8 protein-coding genes are annotated in these 13,453 nt (G+C 44.2%); all 8 read right to left on the bottom strand.

The features are described 5' to 3' along the window. Positions 1–895: NOP5/NOP56 family protein (locus tag AB7U21_RS06385; RefSeq protein WP_428387797.1), on the bottom strand; the 895-nt coding region annotated here is incomplete at its 3' end. A 1-nt stretch (position 896) separates the two neighbouring features. Next, entirely contained in the window at positions 897–1,865 is a 969-nt protein-coding gene (locus AB7U21_RS06380) for a beta-ribofuranosylaminobenzene 5'-phosphate synthase (RefSeq protein WP_333787149.1), read from the bottom strand. Positions 1,866–1,936: 71 nt separating this feature from the next. After that, positions 1,937–2,632 carry a DUF2953 domain-containing protein gene (locus tag AB7U21_RS06375; protein ID WP_333787150.1) on the bottom strand — a complete coding sequence of 232 codons (696 nt, stop codon included), beginning with the start codon at positions 2,630–2,632 and terminating at the stop codon, positions 1,937–1,939. Positions 2,633–2,702: 70 nt separating this feature from the next. Further along, positions 2,703–3,131, bottom strand: coding sequence for a GerW family sporulation protein (locus tag AB7U21_RS06370; protein ID WP_333787151.1), 429 nt, complete (start codon positions 3,129–3,131; stop codon positions 2,703–2,705). Between the two features lie 82 nt (positions 3,132–3,213). Next, the gene (locus tag AB7U21_RS06365) at positions 3,214–5,391 is read right to left on the bottom strand and encodes an ATP-dependent DNA helicase (RefSeq protein WP_428387794.1); all 2,178 of its coding nucleotides are present in this window, start codon (positions 5,389–5,391) and stop codon (positions 3,214–3,216) included. A 37-nt stretch (positions 5,392–5,428) separates the two neighbouring features. Beyond that, on the bottom strand, positions 5,429–6,049 hold the full coding sequence (locus AB7U21_RS06360) for a type IV pilin N-terminal domain-containing protein (RefSeq protein ID WP_428387792.1): 621 nt from the start codon (positions 6,047–6,049) through the stop codon (positions 5,429–5,431). Positions 6,050–6,337: 288 nt separating this feature from the next. Then, positions 6,338–11,782 carry a VWA domain-containing protein gene (locus AB7U21_RS06355; RefSeq protein WP_428387790.1) on the bottom strand — a complete coding sequence of 1,815 codons (5,445 nt, stop codon included), beginning with the start codon at positions 11,780–11,782 and terminating at the stop codon, positions 6,338–6,340. 393 nt (positions 11,783–12,175) lie between these two features. Beyond that, the coding region (locus AB7U21_RS06350) for a DUF7289 family protein (protein WP_428387788.1) at positions 12,176–13,453 on the bottom strand (1,278 nt) is incomplete at its 5' end.

Genomic DNA, 13,453 nt, shown 5'->3' with positions numbered 1-13,453 from the left:
AAGGGTCAGGCTTCCCGCCATAGGCATCCATGCGCACCGCAAGACTGATCTTGGCTGCCAGTGCCCTGGCGATCTTACCCCTCTGCCACCATGGTGCACCCTTGATGAGAGGATGGTTGAAGATCACACCATGTTTTGGGGATGGGGCGCGGGACCTCAGGTGCTTGAACAGGGCATTGCTCGCGCCGATGACCTGCACGGTGCTTGACGGAAAGGCCGCAAGCTTCTCCAATCCTCCGGCAAGGCTGATAAGCCTCGCACCAAGGGGAGCACCTGCTATGTTTGTAAGGTTGGGAGCCACTGCACCCATATTATTCATAATGTACTGTTCAAGATGCTTGCGGGTATCATAGATCCCGCACAGGCTGGCTGCAAAATTACGTAAAAGATCCTCTTCCACCAGCGACAGTTCCGCACCCATGGAACTGCTGGCCTTTGCAAACATATCATGGTCCTCTGGCACATTTTCACGGGAGCCGAACCTTGCCACGAACCTCGCCATGGACTCTGCTGTAAGCTCAAGTTCCGGGAAATATACGCCATACCATTCAGTAAGCCTTTCAGAAAGCTCATTGGCTGCTTTATCAATGTCATCCATGGCCTCCACTGCCTGGATGATGCGCTTGTCATCGGTATCTGTCATGGATATCTGACGCTTGGCTGCTCTTATGCACACTTCCCGAAGCAACACGTCATAATCCTCGTCAAGTTCAACAAAACCACAACCAAGTGCCAGTTCCCTAAGGCTCAGGCCGTGCACGGGCAAATATTCATCTCCCGCAGCAAGCAACATGTGCTCAGCAAGGAGTTCCGGATCTTTTTCCAGCAGGCAGCATTCCTCAACTTCCCCATCTTCAGAAATGAACAATGTGCCGAACCATGTAACTGCCTTCAAATCATTCCTCCAAAATAGAAGCACCGGTATTGTTTGCTCTGGTAATTATGACCTTACCCCCGATGGTGTTGTCCAGGAAAGCCTGTGCATCTGCCTTTAAGTAAGCTGCGTCCTCGGGATTATCCGTGAAAGCATACACAACAGGCCCGAAAGAGCTCATGCCTGCCCCATAAGCACCACTGTCCTGCAAAAGCTCTATCAGGTCCCTGACGGCCTGATGCTGTAACCGTATTTCCCTCTGCTTGAAACCCAGGGTCTGCAGACGATTGGTGGCCTGGCCGAAGCCCTCAATGTCCTTTTCCACGATGGCAGGCATCATTTTCATGAGCACTATATGGGCTACGGCCTGCACCTCATGTAACGGGATAGGACATTCCTTTCTGAATATATCCACTTCCTGAGCATCATGAGCCCCTATGTGCATGTCCTCACCCGGCAAAGCCAGCACAATTTCCCAATCCGGAAAATCTTCCCTGAAGAGTACGGGTCCAGGAGGTGTTTTACTTGCTGATGAGGGAGAGAATGAACCCTTGTCTGCGAACTTATGCCCGCCATCAACTATGAAACCGCCTTTTTCAAAAGACGCAACCCCAATACCAGAAGTTCCACCACGCTCCACAGCAATGGCCATCTCCCGCACACTCAGGCCCAGTCCATACAGCCTGTTCACCGCAGCTGCGACTGAAAGCGCTGCCTGGGTCCCGGAACCACAGCCCACATGAGGAGGCATATCTTCTTCTATGGTCACCCTTACACCCTGACCCTCTGGAAGCAGAACCCTGGCTGCTGCCTTCATGCGCTGTGCAAGCAAAGAATGCCCAATGATCTCTATATCATCGGCGATCTCCGCTGAGATCATCACGTGGGGATGATCAATAGATATCCCTACCCCACCGTCCACTCTGCCAAGCTCGGCATTCATGTCTATAAGACCCATATGAATTCTGGAAGGGGACTTTACTCTGATCATTCAGGTCTTAATCATCACTGCATGTTATTAAACTTTGACACTTGTGTCTCGATACAGCCTATATAAAGTGTTCATCTGTAGGTACGTACCAGTAACCAGCCCGTTCTGAGCACACCCCTATCAAGTGCAAAACGCAGGAATGTGGGAATAAATCTATAAATACGCACCCTCACATCAGCCATGAATTCCAGGTCCAGCACTTTATCATCGAACCTGGGTTCCAGAAAATAAGAAAAAGTCTGCCAGTAATGATGCAGGGACCCAAATGCTCCAAAAAGAAAACCGCACAATACTCCTGTATCTGCAGGATCCGGAAAACCAAAAGCGACATCACATCTGCCGCATCTCAATCTGAGACTACGCATTGTGCCTTTGAAAAGCCTTAAAAGAGGTTTCTTAACATCATAGAATATCTTAATAAGATCCTTAGCCTTCAGTTCTTTTTTCTTTTTTGTGCTTTTTGCTTCATTTGTTATCTTTTCTTCAGACTCCGTTCCCTCATGACTTGCATTAATATGGCCGGACTTTTCCATTTCTTCCTTCTTACCGGCATCTCCATTTTTTTTTGAAGCAGAACTTTCGGACTCAGCCGGATAGAATACCTTTGAATAGGACAGAAATAGCCATTTGACCACTATCCTTCCGGAAATGTCCCGATCCTTTTTCTTCAGGTCCACTATCAGATCTATAGCACAGAAAAGTACAAGCAACGCCAGCAATATGATTACGAGCGCTGCTACCTGTACAACCTGTATTGCAGTGAACATAGTATGCCCGAACAAAGAAAGGATGCCAAAGTACAGGGATCCAATAGGTATATTCTGTAATCTATCTGGTTTACTGTTCTTCTACCTCGATTTCAACAGATCCTTCACTTTCATCAGCTGTATCTGTACCATTGTTGTCTTTTCCCTTGTCCTTTTTTCCCTTCATGGTCTTGATCTTCTCGATCAGACCCGGAACTGATTCAAGAAGGACACCAATATCAGATTTTCCGGAAATAGACATCAAACGGGTTTCTTCCTTGGATATGACTATAAAAGCCACAGGCTCTATCTTTGCGCCTGCTGCGCCGCCACCACCAAAGCCTTCTTCATTGTCTTTGCTCTTACCCTCTCCACCGCCTGTACCGAAACCAAAGGATACCTTGGTCACAGGAATGATTGTCGTATCACCAATTGTTACGGCATCTCCAACCACTGTCTTGGTACTCACAAGTCTTTCAAGTTCAGTGGAAACTTCTTTCATCAGGTCTTCAAGTCCCATTGTATACACTCCTATAAATTTTGAAAATTACGTTCTATAAGTTTATGACCCATACATGATATAAATTATCCTGAGATCTTCATTATGAATTGTCCTGGAAGAAGTTCATCAAGGAGAACTTCACTTTTTCTGGTTGAACATCTACAAACTCCTCTCTCTCATCAGGAGGAAAGATCTCAAAAACAGCGAACTTTCCATATCGTTGGCGTGAATCTGTGAGGAAGCGTCCGTCAAGCAATATCCTCACTCCATGATCCATAGGAGAACGCACGACCCTGCCCATGGCCTGTCGTATCTTACGGATCGTAGGTATCTGCACCGCATAGTCCCACCCAGCTCCGGACCCGTAAGAATGATCATAGGCTGACTCCACAGCATTCATTCTGTCATTGAGGGCCGGATAACCGACACCTACGATAATAACAGTTCTGCCCCTGCCATCCCTGAAATCCACCCCTTCGCTCAACGTACCCCAGAGATATGAGAAAAGCACACCTTTTCCTCCTTTCTCCCCAAGTTCAAAGAAAGCTTCTCTCACTTCATGGGAAGACACTCCGGCCTCATCCAGGAACACAGGCACATTCAGTTTGTCACCAAGTTTTGAATAGTATCTTCTGGCTTCAGCTGCACTCTGGAAAAAGATAATTACATTGCCTTTCGAATTCTCGATGGAACCTGCCAGTACTTGCTCCACGGCCTCCAGAGCATGAGGGTCATCCCTGCTTCTTGCAAATAAAGGAGGAACATCTACAGCTATGGTGAGACGTCTTTCAGGGGGAAATGATGTCATGTATGAAAGCTCGCACGTTTCCCGCTTTATACCCAGGGTAGCCTTCACCATATCAAAGGGCCGAAGTGTGGCGGACATAAGAATGACAGAGAACACAGAAGCAAAAAGCGGCTCTGTAACATTGCTGGGAATACAGGTGAAGAGCTCCAGACGCCCGTATATCTGATCGTTTGGGTCCCTGCGCACATTCATAATGGGATAATAGCGATAATCGTTGGACAGGACCAGATAAGAAGATAAGAAATCTGCAGCATGGCGAATATGTGACCTTTTCAGTATTTTGCTTAAGCCTTTCTTATATTGCTCTTTGTACTCCTCGTCAAGTGTTTGTTCGAACTCACTTGCCTCGGAGAGCACAAGCTGTATGGCAGCCTCATCCTTAAAACCAAGTTCCAGAGCCTGCCTCATGAACCTGCCTCGAATCACGTCATTACGCTCATAGGGATCGCTGATGCGCATATCATACCAGATCCTGCCTACTCTTTCCCTTTCACCGAACTTGAACCTGTTGTTGTATGTTTCCCTTATGATGTCATTTAACATTTTGAACAATTCAACTGCACGGCTTTCAGGCATTTGGTCCTGATTGGCTTCTATCTCTGAGATGGCTTTTTCAATGGTATGCTCAGTGATGGTCATGGATGAATGTGAACGTGCTGCTGATTCCAGGTTGTGTGCTTCGTCAAAGATCACTATAACATCCTGGGGCTCCTTGTCCAGCCATGTAAGCAATGTTGCAAATATCTCAGCACTCAGTACATGGTGGAAATTACAAATAATGAGATCTGCATACTTTAATTCCCTTTTCAATAATTCATAGCCACACATACCTCTTTTTGTGGCGTACTCGTTAATTTCCTCAGGAGTGCGCACATCAGCGAAAAGCCATTGTCTGAATACCTCGCTTTCAAAGCGCAGTACCTCATAAAGGTCATTGCATGCCCTCTCCCTAATACCACGAGCCTTTTGTTCACCTGCCTCTATTTCGTTGAACAATGCATCTCTTAAAGCTATAAGCGCCGGATCCTTGGAGCGTTTGTAGTTTTCTGATGCAGACTTAAGCTCCTTTTTCTTCAGATCAAGTTCCTTTTCCAGTTCTATCAGTTCAAAAGTATTGTCCCTTTTGATCCGGCATTCCTCATAGTCTACTTCATGGGGGCACATGGCAGCCTTACCCTTTACCACCGCCACCTTGACATCATTTCCCTGCTTTATCTCCCTTGCCTCGTTGATGAACTGCACCATCTGCTGGTGGACGTTAGTTGCAATGATCACAGTTTTCTGCAGTTGTTTACCTACATTGAGTGCAGGAGCAAGAGAACTGAGGGTCTTACCAGTACCACATGCTCCCTCGAAAAGTATGATCTCCTTTCTTAGAAGTGCAGAATATATCTTTTCCATAGCATCCTGTTGGTTAGGATAACAGTGTTCCTTGGGGAAATAGCGTAAGTATCCTTTCTGTCCGCTCATCGCACTACCTTATACCTTTCTGTACTAATAATTTGGGTTAGCTCTTCTTTGCAGCCATGACTTTTGTATCACAGCTTGAGATCAGCCTGTTGGATGGACTTTCTATGATCTTCACGATAATTTCTGTTCCCTTCTTCAAGCCGAAGTTGTTTGACGTATTTGTGATACTTCCCACTTGCACACTTACTGTTGAATTGTGACCCAGACCATCGTCACCATTAAGGACAATGACTTCTCCTGCGGACCAATAACCATCTGCTATGCAGGGGTTCCTTTTGGCATAATGTGTTTCTTTTCCTGCAGAACATAGATCAAGGTATGTTACCTGCACATCCCCATTGACAATTCTTCCTCCATGTGCCACCACTCCGGTATAACTGCTACCCTGCCCAACAATAACTATCTTTATGTTTTCAAGGGGCAGGGGATCACCTCCATTATGTACCAGCGTAATGAGATTTTCGTTATATCTGATCTCATTAGGTATGCCACCCTCTATTAATTCTAACTCCACATCTGCTGTTAACCCCTTTTTTAAAGGGTTAGGTACTCCAGCAAGTGAGACAGCAGTGACCCCTATAAGCAACATTGTAATAGCCAGCATCAACAAAGTCCCTACGACAGGACTTATTCCCTGGTCTGTGAACCGGATTTGCATAAAGTAGGGAAAAGATCGTTTTTGGCCCATACCTCGAATTACAGATGACTAACTATATAAACTATTCTAAAATAATTAAACACTTGAGATTAATAAGTTCTTGATAGCGATTTCATTCAATATGAACACAAAGTAGCTGCTGACAGAAAAGGAACTTTGCTTTATGAGCAGATACACAGAAAATAATTTTTTAATTTTCTGACTGAAAACGGATATTTATCCAAAAATGAAAAATTTAGGCTGAATGAGCCAGCCTCGTACCAAAAAAAAGTAGAGTAAAAACTCACTCTACTTGATCCTGATCATCCCCTTTGGTCTGACAACAAGCACTTCTTCACACTCTTTTGTGTCATTTATGTTAGTAGAGTTGATTTTGTGTGCATAAGCCTTAATGTAGGCATTCCCTGCAGTGGCACTTGAAAAATTCAATGTCTCTGAACCAATCACTGTTATATTTATAGGATTCTGCTTCTGATTAAAATAACCAAGGTTTGTGTATAGAGTAACATACGCAAAGCTGTAGTTACCTGTAGTGTCCTTTACCCACAGTGTCAGCTTAGAAGGCTCGTTTATTAAAGTAACAGGCTTGTCAGTTGTCATCGTGAGGCTTCCTAGAGAATAGGACCATATCCCACCTGCACTACCCCCGACACTTGAACCGCCGCTGGTGGGGAGGTATACTGTTACATTTGAACCATTTAAGTCAGTATACGTTATATTCGACTGTGGCAGGATGATAGGCACGTAACCCGAACCTAAAACTTTCATCTGATACCATATTCCCCATTTTTCACCTGGGTCAAGATTTGGGAGTTGCCATGAAAGGACCGACCTGTCATTGAGATTTGTAATTAGTGGTTCAGAGTTACCTCTTTTCGGAGACCTCGGGATTATAAAAGAGCTCATATTACCGGTTGTGCAGTTACTGCTTCCCGGAATGTAAGTAGCCTTTGCTATGGCAGTAGGTGTGATGTAGTTGCGAGGTATCTGTATGTTTAACACAGGTCCCTGGGCAGAAAAATTAGTGATCTGTTCTGCAATGCCTCTGAATATATCCTTCAGAACACTGGAATTTGGTGCAAAATAATACTCTCCTCCGGTGATACTTGCAATTTCCGACAGCATTGGGTCTACTTCAGATTCACTGTTACCAAATCCTACCGTATATATAACCGTATTGTTTTCCTTTGCCCTGTATGCTTCTTCCAACAGTGAGTGGTAACCTGCATTATCTATTCCGTCGGTCATGATGACTATAGTAGAGTTACCGTCTACTGAAGAAAGCTCATTGTTGGCAACGAACAGACCTTCATCTATTGCAGTCAACCCATCAGCTGTAATGGTATCTATGACGTTGCTCAGATGGGCGAGGGAATCATTGTTAAAAGTTGATTTCACACTTGCAGTCCACTGGCTCCATGAAAGCTGTCCACTTCCTGCAAAATCTTTCTGATAATTATAAACGATATCAAAACATTCATAGGTGCTGCTGGATGAGGTTTCAATTTCAGAGGTACTACTCCATGAAGAACCGCTCCATCTCTGGATATTGAGATCATTGCTTCCATCAGATGTCATAAGGAATATTTCATTTGATTCCGGGTCCGGTGCCAGCTTCACCCAACGTGTTGTGCCTCCTATATTCGATGCTGATAGGGCAGAACCCCATGAACCGGTCCACATGCGATACTTCGGCACAGAAGTGCTGTCTCCCCAGACGATCAAAGCTCTTCCACTGGATTGCTCAAACGCAACATCCATTGATCTTCTGGCAGTACTACCGGTATTAGTCCCGATTGATTGCCGGGATGACCAGGAGGAACCGCTCCATGAGAAGGCATGTACTGCGTTGGAACCATCCTGGTAAGCAAGTATAACCTTATTAGAATTGGGGTCAGCTGCTAATTTGAGCCAGTAAGCATTACCCGTGGAATAAAGGTTCTGTTCACTTCCCCACGAACTACCGCTCCAAATACGATATTTTATATAGCTGGAATCGGCCCATACGACCATTGCACGCCCTGTTCCCTCTTCATAAACCACATCGAAACACTGGTAACTTGAAGTTCTTGCAGAATTTGTCAGGGATATAGCATTGCCCCAGGAATTTCCATTCCATACCTGAGCACGCATATACTTTTGATCATCAAGAGTTACAAGTACCATTTCATCAGAATTTGGATTTGCTTCCAGTCTGATCCATGCAATGTTACCTGTGCCTGAATATACACTATTGGCCACAGGAGAATCGGAACTCCATATTGAACCATCCCATGTAGTATATCGAGGAACCCGGCGGTTATCGTACCAATCTGTGAAAACAGCAATTGCGTTCCCTGAACTCTGCTCATATGATATGTCGAAATTTTTTACGTTATAGAAGTTCAATTCACTTACCAGCTCCGTAGTGCCATCCCACGATAAACCATTCCACGTCTGGACGTTCAAATTGTAATCATCATCAGAAATGGCCATAATGATCTCAGGACTCGTAGGACTTGATTTAAGTACCATGTAAGAAGGAATTTCGTCAACATTATTAGCAGATTTTTCCACAGACCACTGAGAAGTATCCCAGGTTCTGTACTTTGGTGTTGAACCACCTGCGCTGCTATCGTAATAAGCAGTCATTATAATATCCAGCGGCAAAGCTGAAACATTCACTGTGAATCTGGTATCCGTGAGAGAACCAGCACCTTTTACAATGTCAATACGATAGGTTTCTCCTGCCTGGAGCAAAGAAGATACCTCACATGTACCTGTCCCGCCGGAAGAGTCCAGAAGGTCCGTCCCATCATAAAGATAAGCACTCATTGACGCTGAATCGATCCATGATACATTGAAATTGTACCTTGCAATGTCCGGGACCGTAAAGTACCCAGTCCAGATACTATTATCATAAACATAACTTGTCTGAGTATCAGTAGGAGCTAGATCCTCATAGCTGTATAGAGCCAATCCTGCATTGTCACCTCTGGTTTCATCGAAGCTTGAGAGGAATGCATGTGACGACAACTTGGATGCACTCTTCTTATCGATATACGTTGATACTGTGAAAGGTTGGGAACCTACAGCTGACCCGCTCACCCTTACCGTCCAGGTACCAAATTCGACGCTATTCCCGGCATCTTCGGAATACAGGTATGAGATGGGCTCGATCCATATATATTCTGAAGTGTCACTGGGATAATAGCCGGTTGTACTATAACCTGAACCGTATACTATTCCTGAAGGGCTTGTAAGGCGGAGATTCAGGTCAGAAGCGCTATTGGTCCAGCTTAACTTTACCTTCAGGTCGTCTATTGATTCATTTATCGTGAAAGTATCCTGGAAAGTACTGCTTCCCGAAATAGAACCGGAAAAACTGAAATCATATGGCGTGAAACCATCCTCACCATATTCGATCTCAGAAACATCATAATCGCTCAGTTCCTGTGCAATAGCAGCATAAATTGCGCTCAGATTTGAACTGTCCGGCGTATAATAATATTTGCCCCCGGTTTCTGATGCAATGTAACTCAATAAAGACTCATCTACATCTCCCAGACCAATCGTATATATAATGATATCGTTTTCGTTTGATACAGGAATTGCATCTTCTGGATCGCTTCCTCTGTTTGTTTCACCATCTGTGAGCACGACCATTACTTTTTTTGCTCCGGAACGGCCGTTGTTTATAAGCAAATTATTTGCGTCAGTCATACCGTCTCCCATTGCAGTGTAACCATTTGCGATCATGGAATCTATCTTATTATTAATGGGAAGCCTGTTGTTGTAAACATTAAGAGCGGTCATTCCGTAATCTACAGTACTTGAGGTTGCAAAGGATACAATACCAACCTTGGAATTTGACACCAGGTTTCCTATGAATTCCTTTGAAGCGGCCTTGGCATCAACTATTGGCTGCCCGGCCATACTTCCAGACCTGTCAATAACAAGCACCACATCAAGCGGCGTTCCTGCATAGTAGTCCGGATCCATACTGCCCGAGCGGTCAAGGACCAGCATTGCGCTTGCAGCTGGTCTTGTGATCGGCAGGTCTCCTTCGATAGACACCACTGAAGTAACACTCACCACATCACCTGAGTTAAGGGACTCGGGTTCTACGGAAACGGTTGCACTAAGGAAAGGTACATCTTTGACCGTTATAGGAGTGGATGCGGTAGCATTGCCTGCAATGGCAACAATTGTGGTATTCCCGGGAACATCACTGCACACAAACTTCAGAGACACTCTACCGAGTTCATTTGTTGTTACATTTATGCTTGTAGCATTAACACCATTCATTGAGAGGTTACCTAAGGTAGCATTAGTTGTACTGATGGTGAGGTTTATGCCAGATAACGTATGTCCCCACTGGTCTATCGCAACCGCTTTGATCGTACTTTCGTGATTTCCATTCAAACCCTGAGCAAGCAGAGTGTCATGTGAAGAGTATATATCAAGACTTAGGTTTGACCCTGCCATAAATTGCAACATTGTGGAATTTGCGATATTAGTATAACCACTGGCGTTCCTGTAGGTAGCAATGATGCTGACATTTTCGACGTAAGGCGTAGGCCCGACCTGAATAGATGCTTTTCCCTCTGAATTAAGAAGGCCTATCAAGGAACTACTACCATCGTAGAAGACAATCTGCTCTTTTATTGGGAATACGTCTTGGTCCGGAATAATGGGATTAAGGAACTGGTCCACAGCCTGACCGGTGAGCCTATACTTGTCTTCATTATTAGCATAGGCAATTGTTGGGGAATGAGTAAGAATAAGAGCATCAGCTGAATCTGCAAGTCCTTTTATTATGATCTTATAGCTTAGTGAAGTATTGGCCACAGTAATGTTGATAGTATTATCACCTGATCTTTTATCTGTTCTGAATACCGTGTAAGCCAGCCCATCAATTCCAGTAATATCGTGAAGATTGCTGAGGTTCAGGGAATTGTACTCATTTGGACTGTTATATGGAGTATGTACAGGAGGGGTCGCATTGAATACAACCAGGGAATTTTCCACAAAATTATTATAGATATCATAAACGCGTACAGTGATCTCTGAAGTAGTGTTTACGGTGTATTCCACATTGTACCAGAGGCCTATTCTGAATGGAGCTGCTGGCTCAACTTCAATATCCTTTGAGTTGCTGGCTCCCCCACATGATGCAGAAATATTGATATTACCTGCAATAGTAGAATTGATTGCCAAAGTTACATTTTGATCAGTAGTTACTGAGTTTGTGAGAACTATATCGGCTATCCCTCTGTCTGTCAGATTATGGCTGGACAGTATATGTGTCAACGTATATGGTGTCCTTGTGATCCTGTCTTCTTTTAGGATATTTCCAAAAACATCTTCAACTCTAACGTCTAAAGTTAGCTCAGCAGTATCATTGATATTGCCAAATTGATCCAACATGCTGATCGTAACAGTTGTTGCATTGCCTGCAGTTATCGGATTCTCTGATTCTGTTATGACTATACTCTCGACATCCATAGAAGAAAAAGTTATGTCCGTGGTGCTGGAAACGCTTCCAATGCTTGCATTGACTGTTGCAACCCCTGCCTCCGTTGTTGCGAGGAACACACGGCCATATCCAGATGCATTTGTCAATGCTGAGGCTGAACTCAAGTGACCCAGATTTGTGATGAAATTCACAAGTGTATTGTTTAAAGGAGTGGAATTGTCTGTGACTCTGACCATTACACTTACATTATCCCCTGCACTGTTCTGGACAGACATTGGGTACACTTCTATATTTAATGCCATTACAGACATACTTAATGAAAGAAGCATTAAGGATAGGATTAGAAATCTGGTTTGAGCTCTCATTGCAAAACCTCAGCATATTCACATTTTGGCAACATTGGATATTTTCAATTAACAATACACCCAAGTTTCATCATGAACATGTATATAAACAAAATGAACATTACTTTCTTATTCACAAAGTTATTAAATTATAGTAAACATACCTGCAAGACGGTAAAAATCATCTCATGTGTCTGCATATCCGCTTATGTAAAAGGTTTTTGTGAATATGAAAATGCTCTAGGAACACATTATGATCTACGCACCCTGTGAGATCAAGATAACCTTGGCAAATGGTTGTCCATCATGATCCCCCAAAAATTCTTAATTGAGTGAAGCTGAAAGATCATTCCTTGTCACATGCAGGTATGTAATAGCCCCTGGCATGCCTTCATAATACAATATCAGGCTTGATTCATCATAGTCCACCGGATCAGAGTTGCCCGGGCTGTTCAGATTGAACTTCACAGATCCATCCATTGTGATGAGTTTCATGTAATGCTGGGTGATGTTGTAAAGTGAGGTCTGGTCCCCAGAATGATAATTTACATTAGGAGGTAAGCTGATAGAACTTGTGGCATTCCATGAGAAGTCGTTGGCTTTGTCATATTCCATGATAAAGTTCTTATCCAGCAGGTCCACAATGGCTTGCTGATCCTTCTTGGTACCTGTTACAGGGAAAATATTGACCCCATCCCATTCTTCGATATATGATGCTGCTGCTGTGTCCTGATATGTCACAGTAAGCTGGAGCTGGTTTGCTCCTCCTTTCTTTGCCAGAGAATAGATGAGAGTCTTTGTACCTGATGTCGCAGATATCTGGTAATTCGTAGGATTCAGGCCCTGGGAAGCCCTGGCGCCAAGATCAAAAGAGAAATTGTACATAGGTGCAGAACGGGAAACATTAAGTGCCCCTACCTTAAAGTTTTGGGTAAGCACCGATTTGCCCATAGGCGGCATAACCTCAAGTTCCACGACTGCCGTGCTGTTGGATTCATCCACAGTGGCGCTTGTATATGCAAGCGTGTTAGCGTAGTCAGCCCACGCATTATAAAAATCACTTTTAATGTATATGAGAACCTTGTCAGATTTGACAGGATTGGTCATCCTGTCGTCTGTGATAGGGTCTGGATATAAAACTGTGGGCATGTTATTGGAACTCACCGTTATTCCTACATCAGTATCCCCACTGATACTTGTGTTTCCATTGATGCACATTATTGGTAACGTCAGTGTCTCACCATTATAGTTAAACTCAGGAGGTGAGATCATAACAGCTTTCCCTGTAGGATATTTTGACCACACACCTCCACCTTCGTATGCTACTACACGGTCATCGTTCTTGAAGATGATACTGCCCATGGAAGCATTGAACATAGTGAAGTTTGTCTTGGCCTCAAAACCCTCCCATGCTTTCCATTTATAGCGTTGATGGCTGAAACTATCGTACCAGGGAGCATCAATGTCAGCCAAAACCACCTTTATCTCACTGTTACTGTATGACTTGCTTTCTCCCTTGACTTCCAGCGTTCCACCCATTAGGGAAATGGATGTGGTCTGTATAGGCGACTCTCCTAGAGCTACCTTGCTGGTCCTTGAGTC

Origin of the sequence: Methanomethylovorans sp., assembly GCF_050177135.1 — an archaeon.
GTDB lineage: Archaea > Halobacteriota > Methanosarcinia > Methanosarcinales > Methanosarcinaceae > Methanomethylovorans.
The sequence above is the reverse complement of the archived record's forward strand: the minus strand, read 5'-3'. Positions and strand labels throughout refer to the sequence as shown.

Excerpts from the sequence above, each read along its gene's own strand:
- AB7U21_RS06380 (WP_333787149.1), bottom strand. The coding sequence starts at position 1,865 with ATGATCAGAGTAAAGTCCCCTTCCAGAATTCATATGGGTCTTATAGAC.
- AB7U21_RS06375 (WP_333787150.1), bottom strand. The coding sequence starts at position 2,632 with ATGTTCACTGCAATACAGGTTGTACAGGTAGCAGCGCTCGTAATCATA.
- AB7U21_RS06370 (WP_333787151.1), bottom strand. The coding sequence starts at position 3,131 with ATGGGACTTGAAGACCTGATGAAAGAAGTTTCCACTGAACTTGAAAGA.
- AB7U21_RS06365 (WP_428387794.1), bottom strand. The coding sequence starts at position 5,391 with ATGAGCGGACAGAAAGGATACTTACGCTATTTCCCCAAGGAACACTGT.
- AB7U21_RS06360 (WP_428387792.1), bottom strand. The coding sequence starts at position 6,049 with ATGCAAATCCGGTTCACAGACCAGGGAATAAGTCCTGTCGTAGGGACT.
- AB7U21_RS06355 (WP_428387790.1), bottom strand. The coding sequence starts at position 11,782 with ATGTCTGTCCAGAACAGTGCAGGGGATAATGTAAGTGTAATGGTCAGA.